Below are 19,230 nucleotides of genomic sequence, written 5' to 3'. Positions count from 1 at the left end.
CTTTATAAACATCAATTTCAAAAAACAAAGAATTTTAAAAAAACATAGCAATAAATACATTAAATATCTTAATATGTAATTAATTAAGCTTTAAATCCACCAAAACTAAAAATTAAAACTAATAATTGAATAATAAAAAAATCACTTGAAACAATTTTTTTAAAAAATAAAAAAATAAATACTTCTACAGCTCACATCTTAAGTCTTAAACGCAAAGCTCTAAGAGTAGTAATTTTATCTGCATTACTAATGCTACTTCCAGCAGGAAGTCCAGAGGCTATTCTTGTAACATTAATATCTAAGTTCTTTAAAATATCACTAATATAATTTGCAGTCACATCGCCTTCAATGCTAAATTCTGTAGCGATAATCACTTCCTGAGCCCCAAGCGACCTAACAAAACCTTCTAATTTATCAAGATTTAACCTATCTGGACCAATGTTTTTTAAAGGATCAAGATGGCCATGCAGCATAAAATAAAATCCATCATACTCTCCAGTAGACTCAATAACCTCTAAATCTTGAGGCATTTCAACAACACAAATTATATCTTTATTTCTATTTAAATCTATACAAATATCACAAAATTCTCCCTCAGAAAGGCTATAACAATTTTTACATTTTCTTACACTAGAATGGAGAATGCTTAAAATTCGCCCCAAATTTCTTGCATAAGCCTCACCATTATATAGAATATCATAAACCATCCTTGTTGCTGTCTTTTTCCCTATACCTGGCAATTTAGAAACTAAAACAATTAAATCTTGTATAATCAAATCTCAAATCCCAAATGGAAGAGAACCCATTGTTTTTGATTTTATTTCTTCTTTAACCTTAGAAATAGCATCATTAAAAGCTGCTTTTAACATGTGCTCAAGAGCATCATTATCTAAATCACTAAAAAATTCTTCCTTAATTGTAACGCTCTTAACAATAAACTCCCCATTCATCTCAACAACAACAACATCACTTCCAACTTTGCCACAAACAACAATTTGCGATACTTCTTTTTTAATATTATCAATATTATCTTTAAAACCTGACATATTTTTTAAAAAATCTAATGGATTTACTGCCATATCTTATTCCTTCACCTCACTTGCTCCAAAAATGTTTTTGACATTTAGTACCTCTCTATTAAACTCATCATCATTATCCTTAAACTGTTTCTGAAATATAACATTTAAATTGGGAAATTCCTTACAAAATTCAGCCCTTATTTCATTCTGATAAGCTTGTAACTGATTATACTCAAACCCACTAAAAATTTTATAATAAAGAACACCATTCTCAATTAAAACTTCTCCTGAATAAACTAAAGTCTGAACATACTTAGATACTAAATAAATAAAACTTTCTTTAATTTTATCATTATCATCGAGCTTATCAAAATTATCTTTTGTCTCTATAAAAATCTCATCAATATCCCCGCCACCATCAAAGCCAAGATGTGTAGAGTCAGCCCTACTATTTAATGCAGTCTCAATTTTATTTACACCTAGTTGTACTGGTTCTGCTGAAGAAATACTGTCTGATCCTGGTTTTAAATCAATACCTAAATCAACTTCATGCACATTAAAACTAATCTCATCAAATATCTTAGTCTCAATATCTTGAATCTGCTTAACTAAAATATTATTAGGTACGTAATCTTTAAGTCTAAGTATCTTAATAAAATTAATCTCAAGTTCATATTTAGGATTCACTGAAAACTGCAAATCTCTATAAGCTTCAAGTAGTATACTAATACTTCTCTCAACATGCTTTAAGTCAAAACTTAATAATTTTTCTCGTAGAGCATCGGATTTAATACCAATAAACATAGGATTCTTAATATCTAATTTTAGAAATAATATCTCTCTAAAAAATTCAATTGCATCAAGAATAAATTGCTCACATGAGATCCCGGTTAAAAAAACAGCTTCTAAAACACAAAGTAATTCCTTTAAATCATCATTAAGAATGTTTAGTGCCAATTTTTCTAAAAATTCATCACTAGTCAATCCCATCTTAGATCTGATTTGATCAAATTGTATATTAGAATTACTTAATGACACAACTTGATCAAAAAGAGTATAAGCATCCCTTACACTCCCACCACTCTTATAGGCAATCCATTTTAAAGCCTCATCCTCATATTTAATATCGTCTTCAAGACAAACATGCTTTAACATCGCATAAATTTTATCCAAAGGTAAAAGTCTAAAATTAAAATGTTGGCATCTGCTTTTTATTGTATCTGGAAGCTTATGTACCTCTGTTGTAGCAAAAATAAAAACAATATAACTGGGAGGTTCTTCAATAGTTTTTAAAAGAGCATTGAAAGCAGAATTTGAAAGCATATGTACTTCATCAACAATATAAATCCTGTACCTAGAACTGGCGGGAGGAAACATTATCTCTTCTTTAATTTGTCTAATATCTTGAACAGAGGTATTTGAAGCACCATCAATTTCAATAATATCAAGTTTATTATCATTATCAATAGATTTACAACTGAAACATATACCACAAGGCATAATTGTTGGCCCTATCTTACAGTTTAAACAGCGTGCAAAAGCCCTTGCGGAAGAAGTTTTTCCAACTCCTCGTGGTCCTGAAAATATATAAGCATTTGCTATCTTATTACTTTCTATTGAATGTTTTAAGGTTTCAACAACAAAATCTTGTCCCTCAAGAGAATTAAAATCTCTAGGACGCCTCTTAATGGCAGTACCTCTTACAGATATCATCCCATCTCCCCATGCACCAACAAAAATATCAATTAAACCTTAAATTGTTATAAAATCAAAAATTATCCTAAGACGTACGCACTCACTGAGTAATCACTTACCGCTGCTACTTTCCAGTCCTGGCGGGATTAGGCAACACCCAATAGTGCGGGTCCTAGGAATCGGAGAAAATGGGATTCGAACCCATGATACACTTTCATGTATACACGCTTTCCAAGCGTGCGCCTTAAGCCACTCGGCCATCTCTCCAAGACCAACGACTTCCGTGCCCAAGAGGATTTGAACCTCTGACCTTCAGAACCGCAATCTAATGCTCTATCCAGCTGAGCTATGGGCACAAACAAACATGTACCTTTTATTGTAATAAAAATTATTATTTATTACAATAAAATCAGATTTATAATAAATAATCAAAAATACTTTTACAAATTAAAGCACTAATTCATATCTAAAAAGGAGCAATAAATGAAGATTAAACTTACAATCATGATAACAATATTATTTTTAATAATATCATGTACAAAAAATTCAAATAAAACAGAAAGTCCTGAAATTAATATTGAAACAAAAATTATCAAAGAAACAACCACTAATAAAGATAATGATATTTTCCATATAGATGCCAAAATTCCTACCATAGAAGGCCTAGAGCTTGACTTTGAAAAGCTTATACAATACTGGAAAACTGATAAAATTGAATTACCGAAAACAAAACAATCAAAACAAGACAATTATGAATTCTTTTATTATTCTGACTTTGAAGTATTCAAAAGCCCAGAACTTAAAATAACATCAATTCTATACAGTCAATACACAACAGACAAACATGATGCAAATGGACTGACAATATACTACCCAATCAATCTAAGAGGGAAAGAAAAAATCAAAATCTCAGACATAATTTCAAAAGATCAATTGGAATCTTTAACGCAAGTATTAAGATCACAAGTAGAGACAGAATTTAGGAAATTCAGTATTTATGCCGACGATAAATCTAAATTTGAAAAAGAATTTGAAGAAGCTTTCAAGCAATATAAATACTACTTTAAAAACAATAACGTGGTAATCTTTTATGACCCACTAGTAATACGTGAACGAGCCAGTGGAAAAGTTGAATTTACATTCCCAATTGATAATAACACTGAAACCGATTGCCCAAGTTGCTCTCAATAAACAGGGTACGGAGAGGGTGAGATTCGAACTCACGGTAGGATACACCTACGACGGTTTTCAAGACCGTAGCATTAAACCACTCTGCCACCTCTCCCAAACTATTATTATACTAATAAACTAAAGAAATCTTTGTCAAGACAACCTCTTAACAAAAACTCTTACGGAGAGAATGGGATTCGAACCCATGGTCCCCTTTTTAAAAGGACAACTTCTTAGCAGGAAGCCCCATTCGGCCACTCTGGCATCTCTCCTTGCAGTCATACTAATAAATAGTATATTAGAGTCACTACATTGTCAACAAAAAATAACCTTCAATCCTAATAATTGATCCTAAAATCCCTATAAGCTTCAATTAACTCCTTGATTTCTTTAATTGCAACATCTAGTTTAATTTGCGTAAGCTCATCTGAAAAAATTTTTTTAGTAATTTCCACCTCATTGTTGCTAGCTCTAAGTTCAATATGCTCATCTTTAATTTTCCAAATATATGGGCAAAGTCTAGTATCATAATCAAATACAAAAACAGGCTCTTTTAAATCCAAGGAATTGTCAATAAAGAAAAAATATTCCAATACCCACTTACCCTTTAACACAACTGCAAACTCGTCTAACAACTCTTCAATCAAAATATCTTCCCTGGATTCAAGCAGCATTAAAAACTCAGAATAAGTATCTGGTCTAATTTCACAAAGTTTTTTCATATAAAAATGAGCATTTTCAAGCTCACGATTCCTTAAAAAAAATAAAAACGCATAAAAATAAACTAAATCCATATTAGGATAATCTAGCAACATTCTATCAATAGAGCCTTTAGGAGAAAAATTTAAAAGCTCTATTGTAGCAATATGCATATTATATATTGTATAAATATTAGGAAAACTTAAAATAGCTTTTACATAAGATTTAGTAGCTTGCGTCATATTACCTATTTTATGCAAAATAGTTGCTCTATTATGCCAAATATATTTAGAATAATTCGAATCTGTTAAAAAATTTTCAGACAGTTTAATTGCATTACTTATCTCTCCAATAGAATAAAGGTAATATATTAAATAATTAACAACAAGAGAAAGATTGGCCTCTGAAAAGCTATCATCTAATTTCAATAGTTTCGCACTCTTAAATACACAATTATTTTCTAAAAACCAAGCATTCAATTTAACAAGGGCATTATTTTTATCTATCTCAATAGCTTTATTAATCATTTGGCTAGCTTCATCTCTTCTATCCAATATCTCAAGCAAAATAGCAGAATTATTAATAGCTTGAATCAGGCTGGGCCGTTGTCTGCTAGACTCTAAAAAATAACTCAAAGATTTTTCATAATTCTTAAGTCCAAAAGCAAAAACACCAAGATTATAGTTTTGAAAATAACTCAACTCACCTTCCTGATTCTCAAACTTACCATAATGCAAAAGTTTAATTAAAAAACTATACTCACTTAAAATCGGATAAGTATCTAATACATATAGAAGGGCCTTATAATCTTTTAGTTTAAAATAAATTAAAGACTTAAGAGATAGAGCATCAAAACTATCATCAAAAACATCTAAATTTAAAAGCGCATTATTATAATCACCCTTCTTATAAAGATCTAAAGCTTTTTCAAAATTAATATCATTCATATTGCTTAAAAAACTCCATAGGTCTTACAGAAATCTCTTTTGAAAAAGATGCTTCATTCACACTCTTGTCTAAATTATAAGAGGCAACACTAATATAATAAAGTCTTCCATTCTCAAGCCCTGTAATTCTAAAAAAAGTTTGATTACCAACATCAATAGGAGAGATCAAATTATCGCCAGACCTACCATGATAATTACCAGGACTAACACCAATATAAATATAATAACCACCAACATTACTACTAATAACTGGAAACCATTCAAGCAATATCTCACCAGAACCTGGCATGGCTTTTGTCACTAGAGGGGGAAAAGGGGCAGCCTCAGGTATGTAAGTAATAGTCATACCATAAAGAGTTGGCGCGTCTAAAGGATCACCGCTTGGATAAAATTCAACTTTAATTTGAATATATTTTGATACATCAAATTTAGGAAATGCATTTTTAGGATCAAAATGAATCCACTCTCCTTTTAAATTCCTCTTTATCTCTCCATTTTTATCTGCTCCATAAAACACTTTATTATCCAATCTATAATAATAAAAAATATCTGTATCTTTTGGTTTCAGAGCATCAAATTCAATAGACAAAATTTGAGAATAATCTTTAGATAGTTTAACCGGCTCTGTAATAATATATCCATTATCTCTTGAAAAAAAAGCATTGTGCACTTCTTCAAAACTTTTATGAATTTCAAAATTTTCAATAGCCCCTGTAAAATACTGTCCCAATGTAAAATCAATAAAATTGCCAATATTTAACAAATAGCCAGCACCTTCTCTCTTATCAAAAGTAACATACTCTATAGCTTGGGGTTTAGAATCTATTAAATATTCCAGTAATCCATCTCTTTGCCTATACCTCACAGTATGTAAATGCCACTCTTTTGGAATAAAATCATCATCACTCTTAAGCTTAACCTTAACAGGTTTGCCATCACCATTTAAAAACACATTATTGAAATTCCAAACGAAATTTCCACCCTCACTTTCCAACTTAATGGCCTGATCTAGCCACGCACCCTTAATATTCTTATAGCCCTTCCAACTTACAATAACTTCCCCTGTAATAGAAGTAGAACGATACGCCCAAAACTGAATAGTAAAATCAGAAATTACATTTCCTGAATAAAAGAAAGCCTTTTTTGTTAATGGTTTAAGCTTAATAGTATTTCTACCTGAATAAAAAATTAAAGAATTACCCGCAATATTATGAAAAGAATTTGCAATCTTTGCATTATTTGAATCAACAAAATAATTTAAAGCAGCATCCTTAACAACATTGTCTTTTTCTTCTATTTCTAATCTAAAATCAATATTATTAGAATCCAAAACGCCTTTATATCTATCCAAACAAATCCCAAGAATACCTCTATCACCTCTTTTAAAACGAATATTATGAGATTCCTGAATAAATTTAAACCCATCTTTAGCATCAAGAATCAACTTAAGTTCCTGAGAACAAATATTAGAAATACATAAACAAACTAGAGCAAATATAAAAACCAATCTCATCACAGACCTTTATCTTTTTCAACATACAAAGAATCAAAAATATACAACGATTTAAATATGATATAATATTATATCATAAAAATAAAAATGATTACTTAAAAACTATAATAGACGCAACATGAGAGAATATTTAAACAGCCTATACCAAAAAGCACAAGAATTCCCAACAACAAGTGGTTGTTACAAGATGTACTCACAAGACGACAAGATACTATACATTGGAAAAGCAAAAAATTTAAGAGCAAGGGTAAAAAACTACTTCCTAGAAAGAAATAGTCGCAAAACAAAAATATTAATGAAAAATGTAGCAAATATAGAAGTAATTACCACAAATAGTGAATATGAAGCTTTACTCTTAGAATGCAACCTAATTAAAGAACACAAACCGGACTATAATATCAAGTTAAAAGATGATAAAGGGTATCCTATGATAAGAATAACTTGTGAAAAATACCCAAGAATCTTTAAAACTAGGAAAATAATAAATGACGGAAGTGAATATTTCGGTCCATATGTTAACGCAAAAAACTTAGATTTAGTACTAGAACTTATTAACAGAACATTTAAAAATAGAAAATGCAAAAAAAAATCCAAAACCCCCTGTCTTTATTTTCACATGGGTCAATGTCTTGGAGTATGTTATAGAGACGATCTAGAAAGACAATACAAAAAAGAAGTAAACAAAATAAGACATATATTAAATGGCAATATATCTAACCTTTTAAATGACATTGAAATAAAAATGAAAGAAGCAATTAAAAAGGAAAATTTTGAAGCAGCAATAAAGTTAAAAGAAACTAGAAAATCATTAATTGAGATAAGTCAAACACAAATAATTACAAAAATAAATAAACTTAGTACAGACTATGTATACATTCATAAAACCGACAGCATCAATGTAATTGTAATACTTAAATACAAAGACGGGAAATTAGTAGAAAAAGACATAAATTTTGATGAAAGCATATATGAAGAGGATGAACTAATATCAGAATTTATAACACAATACTATACATCTCTGAATATGATAGTACCTGATAAAATATATACTTTTAAAAAAATTGAAACTGAAAATATCACGAAACTAATAAATGAACTTAAGAATACAAAAACCGAAATAATCTGCGAAACAACTAAAGATACTATAAAGATAATAGAAATGGCGATTTCTAATGCAAAAATCGCATTAATGACATATGATAACGAAAAAAAGAGAGCGATAGAAGACTTAAAAACCATTCTTGAAATGACAGAACTACCAAAAATAATTGAGGGATTTGACATTGCCCATCTTAATGGATATAAAACAGTAGCATCGCTCGTTACTTTTAAAATGGGCAAACCTTTTAAAGATGGATATAGAGTTTATAAAATTAACTCATTAAGTAATGGTGAGATTGATGACTTTAAGGCAATAAAAGAAGTTATATCAAGGCGATATACATCGCTCATTAATGAACAATTAGAATTGCCCAATTTAATCTTAATAGATGGGGGAAAAGGTCAGTTAAGTAGTGCTTATTCCATTTTAAAAGGATTGAAACTGGAAGATAAAATTACTATTTGTGCATTGGCAAAAAAAGAAGAAATAATATTTTTGCCAAATAAAACTCAAGGCATTAAACTTGCAAAAGGCAATTCTGCTCTCAAGGTATTACAAAATGTTCGAGATGAAGCTCACAGACGAGCCAATAGCTTTAATAGAAAATTACGAGAAAAGATAGAATTGAATTACAGCAAAATAGAAGGAATTGGAAAACAAAGGGCCAAAAATATTTTAAAAACCCTTGGAACATACAAAGACACATTGCCCTTAAACGAAAATGAAATCGCTACAAAGATGAAAACAAATATTAAAATGGCTAGAAAAATAAAAAAGTTCTCAGAAGAACAGAATTTAAAAAATGTACATTCTATAGAGCATTGATCCAGCATTACATATACACTACGTACAACGAAAAACAAATTATAAAATTAAGCAATCTTTATTCCAAATCCAAAAATTTTGTAAAAAAATGATTTAACACATAAATCATCATAACACATTAATAATGTTGCATTTAAATGCATTTCATATAAAACTATTATTACATTCTTTAACTTAAAAGAATGTAAATATTCTAAAAACTACACTTAAATTTAAAAGAAAAACTATTAAGAATCGTATCATCCTGAGTGAATAAACTGAATATCATAAAATATGATAAATTCAAATACATACTCTTACCATAAAGTCTTGCATATAAATCAAACTTATGTAAAATCATTAAAATAAATCTGATATCAAAAATCGAGTAATTTTTAAGTCCTATCTTATAAGTATTTTCAAGTGAAACAAATATTTTATGCTTTTTAAAGACAGATGAAATGTCGTGTGAATTTTCACAATCCATTTTTACCTTTAAAAATTTTTTGAATTGCCAAATAAGACTCATTAAAATATTAATCAAATCTTCTCCTTGTTCCAGAATGGATTTGGCTTTAACTAAAGCACACTCCATATTTTTTTTTAAAATTGAATCAAACAAGGAAAAAGAATTCTCAAGACGCATAAAACTAATCCAAGAATTTACATCATGCTCATTAATGGCTTTATTTTTGCTCACCAGAGCAAAAGAGTTTATATAAAACTGCAAAATTTTAGTATCTGAACCCAACATAAAAAGCATTAAATTTATGGCTTTATCTGTAATTTTAATACCAAGTTTGAAAAAGTTTTTTTTTACAAACAAAAACTTATCAGCATCAGATAGCTCATAAAAAGTTTTCTTAACTAAATTCACAGAACCTTTAGGATCAAAACTAATCGAGTTTTCATTAGAAATAAAAATAATAATTTTATTTAAAGACTTTAATAGTGTACTGTAAATTAACTCTAAATCCTTTTTGTTTTTTAAATTTTCAGCCTCATAAATAATAAAAACTTCCCCTTTAGCAAAAAAAGAATTGGTCAAAAGCCTCTCAGAAAGCTCTATTGATGATAATTCTGACATAAAAAACTTAGTAACACATATACCATCAACATTTAACTTGCTAAGAATATCATTTAAATATGACTCTTTTAATCCCTGTTCCTTGCCTAGGAGTAAATAAATTTCTTGCATTTAAATAATATTATAATTCAAATAACAAATATGTTATACTTCAATCATTAGGATAAAATATGAAAATTGCAATATTTACAGATACATACCTTCCAGACAAAAATGGAGTAGCGACATCCATAAAACAAATCAAAGAAGAATTTATAAGAAAAGGTCATAACGTTTATATCTTCTGCCCACAATCTCAAAGATCAGATCCAAAAGAAGACAATATCTACAGATGCTTCTCAATACAATTGAACCACAGATTAGATGCAAAAATAGCATTCCCAAATAAGGCCAAAATAAAAAAGATAATACAAGAATATAAACCTGAAATAATTCATACGCATTCAGAATTTACTATGGGAAAAATCGGTAAAAAGTTAGCCCTACAATACAACATTCCAATTGTTCATACAAACCATACAATGTGGGATTATTACCTGCATTACTTAGGAATTCTTAAATACTTCACTAACCCAGATAAAATAATGAAAAAATTTTATGACCAAATCCATCATTTCATTTATCCATCAGTTAAGTCACGTGACAAATATTTTCATCTTGCAAACAACGCTGACTACAAAATAATCCCAAATGGAGTGGATAGAAAACTTTTCATAAAAGAACTAAGTCAAGAAAAAAGACAAGAAATTTTAAACAAACATGGAATAAGCAAAAATGATAAAATCATAATATTTGTTGGAAGAATAAATAAAGAAAAAAATATATGCTTACTAATAGAACATTTAAAACAACTCCTCATTGAAAACAAAAATTATAAACTCATTCTCATAGGAAAGGGCAAAGAAGAAGCTAAGGTCAAACACTTTAGAAAGAAACATGGACTTGAAAAACAAATAATACTCATTGGAACAATCCCATGGGAAGAGATGTATTACTATTATAAAATATCTGATGTATTTACAAGTCTATCAAAAAGCGAAGTATATCCAATGACAACAATTGAAGCATTAACTGCCGGAATACCTGCTGTACTTACTAACGACATAATATATAAAGATGTAATCCAGCAAGGAAAAAATGGATTCTTAATAGACAATTATGAGAGTATATACAAATACATGATAGAAACAATAAAAAACGATGAAAAATTACAAACTTTAAAAAAAAATACAGAAAAGATATCTAAGATATTTTCAAGCTCATTTTTTGTAGAAAAAATTGAACAGTATTATTCTGAAATCATTAAAAACCAAAAATATTAATGCAATTTACTAAAACTCATAATATGAATGGGAAATTTTATTCCCATATCATTTAAAATGTCTTTAATATTTTCTGATATGAAATATTGAAAATCCCAAAAAAACTCAGTCTTTACAAAACATCTCACCTGCATTACTACATAATAAGGAGTATATTCCTTTACAATAACATTAGGTTCATTAACACCATACCTTTCCTTATTAAATGAAAATGCCAAATTTTCTATCTTACTCTTAAGAAGACTAATGTCTGTCTCATAAGGAACTTGAAAACTAAATTCAATTCTTCTCTCAGGATTTGCAGAAAAATTAGTAACCGATACATTTGTAAACTTACTATTTGGAATCTTAATGATCTTACCATCTACAGTCTTAAGAGTAGTAAAAAATATATGAATATCAATTACTCCTCCCTCAACATCATCACAACTAATGTAATCACCAATTTTAAAAAAATTGGAATTTAACACAACAAACCCACTCACAAAGTTAGATAAAATCCCTTGAGCAGCAAGACCAACTGCAAGACCTAAAGATCCAAATACAGCAAAGATAGAAGCTGTAGGCACACCAAGATAAGGCAATACCATCAGGATTAATACCATATCTGTCATCACCTTAAAAAATGATTTAAAAAAATTAAGCACAGTAGAATCTAATTTGGTTTCCAATCTAGATTTTTCAAAAGCTTTAAAGAAAAGATTACCCGCTTTTTTTACAAAAAACCTTAAAATGGACCATACTGCCAACGCTACTAAAAGTTTTAATCCATAAGCCACTATCGTTTCAAAAATCTTATTAAGATAATTCTGAAAAACAAATATTTCTTTAAATACATTTAATTGGTCATTCATAGAGCACCACGGTTATAGTATAAAAAATAATAGAAAAATACAATCTTTACAAGACCCATCAATAAAGCAAAAAATTAATATACAAAAAACCTATACTAATAAACATTACACAATCACTATGATACAATGTAACTCAAACCTTACACTATTTAAAATTAGGATAAGGAATGCATGAATAAAACAAAAGAAACATCATATGAATTATTAAAATTATTCTATCTTATGTTAAAGACAACCACAATTACAATTGGTGGGGGATTATTAATAATATCTGAACTTAGAAAAACAATAGTCAATAAAAAAAAGTTAATATCTGATAAAGATTTCAATGAGATCTTTGCAAAATCAAATGTGGTTCCCGGCGTAACAGCAATCAACTTTGCATTTTTAATGGGCAAAGAACTTAAAGGATTTAAAGGTGCAATTATATTAACTATAGCTGGAATCTTACCATCCATAGTGGTAATCACAATAATAGCCCTTTATGCAAACCTAAATCCAAATAACATTTATGCTCAAAAATTTTTTGAAGGTGCAAAAATATCATCAACAATAATAATGTCAACGATCATATTTGAATTCTCAAAAAAAATGTTAAAAAAATCAATAACAAAATGGACAATATGCTTACTAACAACATACACACTATATAAATTTCATATAGACATATCATATATATTACTAACATTTTTACCAATATGTTTTGTAACATATAAAGTAAAGAAAAATTTTTTAAAAAAAAAGGTACAGATTTGAATTTAATAAATTTATTCATTACATTTTTCAAAATAGGAATTCTAAATTTCGGTGGAGGAAACGGAATTACAACGATAATCAATAAAGAAATTATCGCTAATAAGGGATGGTTAACAAAAGAAGAATTTGTTAATGTTATTACAATATCTAGAATTACTCCTGGACCTATTGCTACCAATATAGCAACATATGTTGGAACCAAAGTAGCTGGAATTAGCGGCGCAATAATTGCCACAATAGCTTTAATAACTGCACCAATATTAATTATTACCCTTATAACAACACTACATAAAATAAACTTCTTAAATTACTACCTTCAAAACCTAAGACCCATAATTATAGCACTATGGATAATGACTACAGTGGTTCTATTTGAAAGCATATTCTTAAAAATAAGCTATAACAATATAGAACTTTCAAAAAGTTTAGCGCTTGCAGGATTAAACTTAATTGTTCTATTACTCTATAAAAACATCACTCCTGCAATACTAATCATATCTAGCGGAATACTATATATTGTTGTGTAAAAATGCTTAAACAAAACTTAAAACTAACACAAAAATTACAAATAATGCAAATTAATGCAATCAAAATGCTAAGTCTTGATAAACAAGAATTAACAAAAATTATATTAGATGAAATTGAAAATAATGAATACCTGCAAATAGACTCAAATAAAATATTTTTTGAAACAATAAAAACTTATAAATTTAGAAAATTTTTTTACAACGAAAATGATAGTAATACAACCCAATACGAGATTGCACTATCTGAAACATCACCCAAACTTTCTCTTAAAGAACATCTATTACTACAGCTACGAATTCAAAGACTTAGCAACGCTGAGATCAACATAGGAGAAATCATAATCAATAATCTAAATAGCAAAGGATTTTATATACTCAACCCTTATGACTTCTTCAAAAAAGAAGATTGGCCTCAGGTAACTAAAATGATCAAACTAATTCAACAATTTGATCCAATAGGAATTTGTACACCTAACATCATAGAATCATTAATACTACAAGCAAAATATTATAAATTAGATACCAATATAATTAAAATCCTTGAAAGAGCAGACTTGCTTGAAAAAACTCAAGACAAACTAAAAAAAGAACTTAACCTAAGCACCCAAGAATTAAATGACGCTCTTGACACAATTAAACTAAGGCTTAACCCTAATCCCACATCTGAATTTAAAGACAAAGATAATATAAATGACTATATTGAACCAGACATCATTGTTATAAGTAAAGATAACAAACTAAAGTTAAAAATCAAAGAAGTCAATATTTTCAAAAAAGAAGTTAAAAAACAAAAGGTTAAAGACACAAAAAAATATAAACAAGCAAAATGGCTAATTGAATCTTTAAGATACAGAGACGAAACACTAGCTAAAATAGGAATCGCAATATATACATTGCAAAAAGAATTTTTACGAAGAGGCTTTAAGAGCTTAAGACCAATGAAATTAGCTGATATAGCTGAAAGAATTAATCTATCAAAATCAAGTATATCAAGAACAATAAAAAATAAATATTTAAAATTCAACTGGGGCATAATCTCAATTAGAAAACTATTTAATTCAGTTGGTGGTGCTAAGACAAATGAATTTTCAAAATTAAGCATTAAGTTAGTAATAAAGGGAATACTAGAACAAAATAAAAATATAGTAGATAACCAAATTTCTGCTATACTAAAATCTAAAGGAATCACTATTTCAAGAAGAACGGTAAATAAATATAGAAATGAATTAAAATCTAAAGGAGAAATTTATGGACCCTAAAATACAAGCCATTAACTATCATTTAAGCAATAGTACAAAGGATTTTATTGCAAAAAAATTAGAAAAACTTGGGACACATATTACACAAAATTCAGAAAGTCTCAAAATTACGATAAAGAAAGAAAATGATATTTTCGATATAGATGCTCATCTTCACTTTAACTGGGGAAAAATAATACACATCACAGAAAAGGGCAAAGAATTATATGCTTTAATAGAACGTTTAATAGAAAGACTGCAAAATACAGCAAACAAGGAAAAAAATAAAAAAGATACAATAAAATAAACAAGTACAATTAAATGCAAACAATAACAATTGAGATCAATAACAAAGAAGGATTCCATTCAAGACCCTCCATCATGATTGCAGACATTGCAAGCAAATATCCTACTTGTAATGTAAAATTAATGACAGAAGATGGAAAAGAAGCTGATGCTAAATATACAGTTGAAATTATGATACTTGGGATTATATACAAAGAAAAAATAAAAATTATCACACAGGGCAAAAAAGAAACTGAAATAATTGATAAACTATCAAAACTATTAAAGTCAAACTTTAAAAAAGAGATTAGAGAATGAACAACAAAATTGTATACACAATATTATTTATTATAAACCCTATGCTTTCATTCGGAACGGTAGACTATATGAAAGACACAGGTCATAATATCGATGCCAAAATTTCTTCATTCATAATGAGTCTAGCAATTATTGTAATATCAGCCAATCTACTTGGTAACTTAGCAGGCAAATTCGGAATCCCAAAAGTAATAGGACAAATAACAGCGGGCATACTACTAAGTCCAACATTTCTTGGTAAGATCAAAATGCCTTTATTATTTCCATCAGGAATCATTAGTGCTGGTGAGAATTACCTAATCAATGAAGAAATATTTGCAATATCAACAATAGCCTCCATAATCCTACTTTTTATGGCAGGACTTGAAACAGATTTAAAATTATTCCTTAAATTTTTACCACGTGGAGGATTAATAGGGATAACAGAAGTCATTGGTACTTTCACAAGTTTCGCACTAATATCTACCATTCTGTTTGATGTACAATTCATTAGTCCTACAGCTCTTTTTATAGGAATTATTGCAACACCTTCTTCTGCAGGAATTGCCGCAAGCATACTCTCAGCTAAGAAAAAAATGAGTACATCAGAAGGGGTGACAATAATATCAACTTCAATAATTGATGATGTCCTCTCAATGATTATGCTTACAAGTGTCATAACTATATCAAGATCACTCTCAGATCTTGATATTACAATCTCAATTACTGAAACACTTAAGAACATATTAATTTGGTTTTTCCTAACATTTATATTAATCTTATTATCAGAACCAATTTCAAAATTACTAAAAAGCTTTAATAGTGTCACATTAGCAACCGTCATAACCATTACTCTCACCTTTATTGTTGCAAGTTTTTTCCAAAACCTAGGAATGTCCTTTGTAATTGGAGCTTATATATTTGGACTTGCCATGTCAAAAACAGATATTGTATGTGTAATTCAAGACAAACTAACAATATTTGAAAGGTTTTTTATACCAATATTTTTTACATCAATAGGACTTATGGCAGACATTAATGTAATACTATCAAAAGAAGTCTTAACACTTGGAACTATGCTTAGCTTCATAGCCATAGCAACAAAACTCGTATATTGTTTCATTCCATCATGTTTTTTAGGCTTTAATAAACTAGGTGCACTAAGAATAGCTTTTGGAATGATTCCAAGAGGCGAGATATCATTAATTATTGCAAATGTAGCACTATCTTCTGACTTTATAAGTCAAAAAATATTTGGAATAACAATAATTATAGTTTTCCTGCCAACAATTATTGCAACACCCATAATAAATATGTTATTTCAAATAAATAAAAATGGCTTAAAAAAAGAAATTAAAACAGAACAAAACACTCAAATTACAGCATCATTTAAATATGACAACTTAACAAAAATACTTGTATGGGATTTAAAAAATGAACTAAGAAACGAGGGATTTTTCACTCAACAAATAAAAAATGACTTTTCACAATACATAAACGCAAGATGCAATGATATTTCATTATCAATAAAACGAGAAGGAAGCAAAATTACATTTGAATGTCCAAACAAACATCTAATCGTCATACAAGATTTGTTTAGAGAAACTATTTTAAACTTAGAGAAAATAACTGAAGAAGTGAAACATGTCTCTGTAAAAGCACAAAAATTAGACTATTCAATAAATTATGATAAAATACGCAGCAACATCGCCTTAAATAAGAGGATTAAAAAGGAAAATATTATTTTTGAATTGAAAGCAAAAAATAAAATTGAAGTCTTAAGAGAATTACTAAGTGTAATAAAAGTTGAAATCAATAAAGAGGTAATATTACAAGACTTAATGGAAAGAGAAAAACTCATAACTACAGCCCTTAAAGAAGGATTTGCAATCCCTCATTTAAAGACCAATTTAATTCAGAAAATGCACATTGCCATTGGCATCAGTCATAACGGAATTGACTTTAATGCTATTGATAAAAACTTAAGTCATATATTTATATTAATACTATACCCAGCAAAAGAGTATGTTAATTATCCACGTATTTTAGCATCTATTGTGGGGAAAGTTGATTCTAATAAAAAGGCAATGCTTAAAGCTAAAACTGATAAAGAAATTTATAATATAATAGTAGGATAAACTATGTTTAAAACCATCAGATGCAATCAAATAAACGATAAACTTGTAAACCAAAGGATAGAAATAAATGCCTGGGTCAAAAAAATAAGACATCATGGAAAAATGACCTTTATTAATCTTAGAGACAGATACGATGAAACACAGGTGCTTATAAGTGATGATAAACTTTTAAAGATAACTTCTCAAATAAAGATGGAATACTGCATTAAAGTCCAAGGAACATTAGAACGAAGACCTTCAAAGCTTGAAAACAAAGAAATGAGAACAGGAGCATTTGAAATAGTTGCAGAGAATATAGATATAATCTCAAAATGCAATGAATTGCCCTTTATGATTGAAGATAATAATAATGCAAATGAAAATGCAAAACTTGAATATAGATATTTAGATTTAAGACGTGAAGAACAAAAACAAAAAATAATACTAAGAAGCAAGGTAATACACATAATTAGAAATTATTTAATAAAAAAAGATTTCTTAGAATTAGAAACCCCAACATTTGTCAAATCAACTCCAGAAGGTGCAAGAGATTTTCTTGTTCCATCAAGAATACATAAAGGACACTTTTACGCACTACCACAATCACCACAAATATATAAGCAACTTACAATGATAGCTGGACTTGATAAATACTTTCAAATAGCTAGATGCTACAGAGATGAAGACTCAAGAGGTGACAGACAACCGGAATTCACACAACTTGACCTTGAAATGAGCTTCATAAAGAAAGAAAACATATTTAAATTAATAGAAAATCTCATTTACACCATTTTCAAAAATGCACTAAATATTAGTTTACCAAAAAAATTCAAAAGAATGACTTATCACTATGCAATGAATACATATGGAAGCGATAAACCAGATACTAGATATGAATTATTAATACAAGATATGAGCAAACATCTCAAGCAATCCTCATTTAATGCGTTTAAAGATACATTACAAAATAAAGGAACAATAAAAGCACTTATCATAAAAAATCAAGCTCATAACTTTTCAAGAAGCAAGATTAACAATATAGAAGAACATGCCAAAATTTACAAGAAGTGTAATCTTTATTTTTCAAAATTAGAAAATAATGAATTTTCAGGAGGCATTGCTAAATTTTTAAATGAAATAAAACAAACTTTAATTAACACTTACTCACTTACAAACAACGATATAATATTTTTTATAGCTGATTCATGGGAAAATGCTTGCAAAATCATGGGACAAGTTAGAATTAAGATTGCAACTGAACTTAATCTAATAAACAAGAATATATTTGAATTCTTATGGATCTATGATTTTCCTTTGTTTGAGTACGATGAAGATACAAAAAACTATAAAGCAGCACATCATATGTTTTCACTTCCCAAACAAATATATATCGATACTTTAGAGAGCAATCCAAATAAAGTTCTAGGCGAAGTTTATGATCTTGTATTAAATGGCATGGAACTTGGTTCAGGCTCAATCAGAGTACACACAAAAGAACTTCAACAAAGAATTTTTAATATAGTAGGATTTAAAGACACAATAGTAGAAGAGAGATTTGGTTTCTTTTTAAAAGCATTAGAATATGGAGCCCCTATTCACGGTGGAATAGCCATTGGCATTGATAGGCTCTTAATGCTAATGACACACTCAAATTCAATAAAAGATGTAATACTTTTCCCCAAAAACTCATTCGCAGCAAGCCCACTTGACAAATCTCCTTCTAAAATTTCAAATGAACAACTAAGAGAACTAAATTTAAAAATCGAAGATGAAGATTATAAAAATTAAGGATGCCATG

General features: G+C 28.7%; 17 protein-coding genes, 4 tRNA genes and 1 other RNA gene. 10 read left to right on the top strand and 12 right to left on the bottom strand.

What is annotated here, in order from left to right; translation table 11 throughout:
• Window positions 1–191: 191 nt before the first annotated feature.
• From recR to bcCo53_RS02295, 6 genes are all read right to left on the bottom strand, one after another.
• Window positions 192–776: a recombination mediator RecR gene (recR, locus tag bcCo53_RS02320; protein ID WP_025408089.1), complete on the bottom strand. Its 585-nt coding sequence runs from the start codon at window positions 774–776 to the stop codon at window positions 192–194.
• 3 nt (window positions 777–779) lie between these two features.
• Window positions 780–1,079, bottom strand: coding sequence for a YbaB/EbfC family nucleoid-associated protein (locus bcCo53_RS02315; RefSeq protein WP_025408088.1), 300 nt, complete (start codon window positions 1,077–1,079; stop codon window positions 780–782).
• 3 nt (window positions 1,080–1,082) lie between these two features.
• Window positions 1,083–2,732: a DNA polymerase III subunit gamma/tau gene (gene dnaX / locus bcCo53_RS02310; RefSeq protein ID WP_025408087.1), complete on the bottom strand. Its 1,650-nt coding sequence runs from the start codon at window positions 2,730–2,732 to the stop codon at window positions 1,083–1,085.
• Window positions 2,733–2,795: 63 nt separating this feature from the next.
• Window positions 2,796–2,891, bottom strand: an RNA gene (gene ffs, locus bcCo53_RS02305) — signal recognition particle sRNA small type.
• A gap of 3 nt (window positions 2,892–2,894) precedes the next feature.
• A tRNA-Ser gene (locus tag bcCo53_RS02300) sits at window positions 2,895–2,981 on the bottom strand.
• Window positions 2,982–2,996: 15 nt separating this feature from the next.
• Window positions 2,997–3,070, bottom strand: a tRNA-Arg gene (locus tag bcCo53_RS02295).
• Window positions 3,071–3,197: 127 nt separating this feature from the next.
• On the opposite strand from bcCo53_RS02295, the gene bcCo53_RS02290 reads away from it, so the two are divergent.
• The gene (locus bcCo53_RS02290; RefSeq protein ID WP_025408086.1) at window positions 3,198–3,905 is read left to right on the top strand and encodes a DUF3298 domain-containing protein; all 708 of its coding nucleotides are present in this window, start codon (window positions 3,198–3,200) and stop codon (window positions 3,903–3,905) included.
• Window positions 3,906–3,913: 8 nt separating this feature from the next.
• Here bcCo53_RS02290 and bcCo53_RS02285 read toward each other — a convergent pair.
• From bcCo53_RS02285 to bcCo53_RS02270, 4 genes are all read right to left on the bottom strand, one after another.
• Window positions 3,914–3,999, bottom strand: a tRNA-Ser gene (locus bcCo53_RS02285).
• Between the two features lie 67 nt (window positions 4,000–4,066).
• Window positions 4,067–4,156 (bottom strand) — tRNA-Ser (locus bcCo53_RS02280).
• 66 nt (window positions 4,157–4,222) lie between these two features.
• The gene (locus tag bcCo53_RS02275) at window positions 4,223–5,530 is read right to left on the bottom strand and encodes a tetratricopeptide repeat protein (protein ID WP_025408085.1); all 1,308 of its coding nucleotides are present in this window, start codon (window positions 5,528–5,530) and stop codon (window positions 4,223–4,225) included.
• On the bottom strand, window positions 5,523–7,043 hold the full coding sequence (locus bcCo53_RS02270) for a fibronectin type III domain-containing protein (RefSeq protein WP_025408084.1): 1,521 nt from the start codon (window positions 7,041–7,043) through the stop codon (window positions 5,523–5,525). The genes bcCo53_RS02275 and bcCo53_RS02270 overlap by 8 nt, the downstream gene beginning before the upstream one ends.
• 118 nt (window positions 7,044–7,161) lie before the next feature.
• On the opposite strand from bcCo53_RS02270, the gene uvrC reads away from it, so the two are divergent.
• Window positions 7,162–8,970, top strand: a complete 1,809-nt coding sequence (gene uvrC / locus bcCo53_RS02265; RefSeq protein ID WP_025408083.1) for an excinuclease ABC subunit UvrC — start codon at window positions 7,162–7,164, stop codon at window positions 8,968–8,970.
• Window positions 8,971–9,163: 193 nt separating this feature from the next.
• Here uvrC and holA read toward each other — a convergent pair whose 3' ends face one another.
• The gene (gene holA / locus bcCo53_RS02260; protein WP_028328331.1) at window positions 9,164–10,147 is read right to left on the bottom strand and encodes a DNA polymerase III subunit delta; all 984 of its coding nucleotides are present in this window, start codon (window positions 10,145–10,147) and stop codon (window positions 9,164–9,166) included.
• A 59-nt stretch (window positions 10,148–10,206) separates the two neighbouring features.
• Between holA and bcCo53_RS02255 the strand changes: the two genes are divergently transcribed.
• Window positions 10,207–11,358, top strand: coding sequence for a glycosyltransferase (locus tag bcCo53_RS02255; RefSeq protein ID WP_028328332.1), 1,152 nt, complete (start codon window positions 10,207–10,209; stop codon window positions 11,356–11,358).
• On the opposite strand, the gene bcCo53_RS02250 is transcribed toward bcCo53_RS02255, so the two are convergent.
• Window positions 11,355–12,212 (bottom strand): mechanosensitive ion channel family protein, encoded by an 858-nt coding sequence (locus bcCo53_RS02250; protein WP_025408082.1) that lies wholly within the window; start codon window positions 12,210–12,212, stop codon window positions 11,355–11,357. The two genes, bcCo53_RS02255 and bcCo53_RS02250, sit on opposite strands and share 4 nt — an antisense overlap.
• Window positions 12,213–12,383: 171 nt before the next feature.
• Here bcCo53_RS02250 and bcCo53_RS02245 point away from each other — a divergent pair, with 171 nt between their 5' ends.
• The 7 genes from bcCo53_RS02245 to aspS are packed head-to-tail and all read left to right on the top strand — an operon-like array spanning window position 12,384 to window position 19,220.
• Window positions 12,384–12,968 carry a chromate transporter gene (locus bcCo53_RS02245; RefSeq protein WP_028328333.1) on the top strand — a complete coding sequence of 195 codons (585 nt, stop codon included), beginning with the start codon at window positions 12,384–12,386 and terminating at the stop codon, window positions 12,966–12,968.
• Entirely contained in the window at window positions 12,965–13,495 is a 531-nt protein-coding gene (locus tag bcCo53_RS02240; RefSeq protein ID WP_025408081.1) for a chromate transporter, read from the top strand. Before bcCo53_RS02245 ends, bcCo53_RS02240 begins: the two co-directional genes overlap by 4 nt.
• A gap of 2 nt (window positions 13,496–13,497) precedes the next feature.
• Window positions 13,498–14,754, top strand: coding sequence for an RNA polymerase factor sigma-54 (gene rpoN, locus bcCo53_RS02235; RefSeq protein ID WP_025408080.1), 1,257 nt, complete (start codon window positions 13,498–13,500; stop codon window positions 14,752–14,754).
• Entirely contained in the window at window positions 14,744–15,040 is a 297-nt protein-coding gene (locus bcCo53_RS02230; RefSeq protein WP_025408079.1) for an HPF/RaiA family ribosome-associated protein, read from the top strand. Before rpoN ends, bcCo53_RS02230 begins: the two co-directional genes overlap by 11 nt.
• A 14-nt stretch (window positions 15,041–15,054) precedes the next feature.
• Window positions 15,055–15,336, top strand: a complete 282-nt coding sequence (locus tag bcCo53_RS02225) for an HPr family phosphocarrier protein (protein ID WP_025408078.1) — start codon at window positions 15,055–15,057, stop codon at window positions 15,334–15,336.
• A 41-nt stretch (window positions 15,337–15,377) separates the two neighbouring features.
• Window positions 15,378–17,453 (top strand): cation:proton antiporter domain-containing protein, encoded by a 2,076-nt coding sequence (locus bcCo53_RS02220; protein WP_241766560.1) that lies wholly within the window; start codon window positions 15,378–15,380, stop codon window positions 17,451–17,453.
• A 3-nt stretch (window positions 17,454–17,456) separates the two neighbouring features.
• Entirely contained in the window at window positions 17,457–19,220 is a 1,764-nt protein-coding gene (gene aspS / locus bcCo53_RS02215) for an aspartate--tRNA ligase (RefSeq protein WP_025408076.1), read from the top strand.
• The last annotated feature ends 10 nt before the right edge of the window (window positions 19,221–19,230 follow it).

It is taken from the genome of Borrelia coriaceae, assembly GCF_023035295.1.
GTDB lineage: Bacteria > Spirochaetota > Spirochaetia > Borreliales > Borreliaceae > Borrelia > Borrelia coriaceae.
The sequence above is the reverse complement of the archived record's forward strand: the minus strand, read 5'-3'. Positions and strand labels throughout refer to the sequence as shown.

Bases quoted from the DNA above. Each gene is read 5' to 3' on its own strand.
- bcCo53_RS02315 (WP_025408088.1), bottom strand. From the start codon at position 1,079: ATGGCAGTAAATCCATTAGATTTTTTAAAAAATATGTCAGGTTTTAAA.
- uvrC (WP_025408083.1), top strand. From the start codon at position 7,162: ATGAGAGAATATTTAAACAGCCTATACCAAAAAGCACAAGAATTCCCA.
- bcCo53_RS02270 (WP_025408084.1), bottom strand. From the start codon at position 7,043: ATGAGATTGGTTTTTATATTTGCTCTAGTTTGTTTATGTATTTCTAAT.
- dnaX (WP_025408087.1), bottom strand. From the start codon at position 2,732: ATGATATCTGTAAGAGGTACTGCCATTAAGAGGCGTCCTAGAGATTTT.
- rpoN (WP_025408080.1), top strand. From the start codon at position 13,498: ATGCTTAAACAAAACTTAAAACTAACACAAAAATTACAAATAATGCAA.
- bcCo53_RS02255 (WP_028328332.1), top strand. From the start codon at position 10,207: ATGAAAATTGCAATATTTACAGATACATACCTTCCAGACAAAAATGGA.
- bcCo53_RS02250 (WP_025408082.1), bottom strand. From the start codon at position 12,212: ATGAATGACCAATTAAATGTATTTAAAGAAATATTTGTTTTTCAGAAT.
- bcCo53_RS02230 (WP_025408079.1), top strand. From the start codon at position 14,744: ATGGACCCTAAAATACAAGCCATTAACTATCATTTAAGCAATAGTACA.
- bcCo53_RS02290 (WP_025408086.1), top strand. From the start codon at position 3,198: ATGAAGATTAAACTTACAATCATGATAACAATATTATTTTTAATAATA.
- aspS (WP_025408076.1), top strand. From the start codon at position 17,457: ATGTTTAAAACCATCAGATGCAATCAAATAAACGATAAACTTGTAAAC.
- bcCo53_RS02275 (WP_025408085.1), bottom strand. From the start codon at position 5,530: ATGAATGATATTAATTTTGAAAAAGCTTTAGATCTTTATAAGAAGGGT.
- bcCo53_RS02220 (WP_241766560.1), top strand. From the start codon at position 15,378: ATGCTTTCATTCGGAACGGTAGACTATATGAAAGACACAGGTCATAAT.
- bcCo53_RS02225 (WP_025408078.1), top strand. From the start codon at position 15,055: ATGCAAACAATAACAATTGAGATCAATAACAAAGAAGGATTCCATTCA.
- bcCo53_RS02245 (WP_028328333.1), top strand. From the start codon at position 12,384: ATGAATAAAACAAAAGAAACATCATATGAATTATTAAAATTATTCTAT.
- holA (WP_028328331.1), bottom strand. From the start codon at position 10,147: ATGCAAGAAATTTATTTACTCCTAGGCAAGGAACAGGGATTAAAAGAG.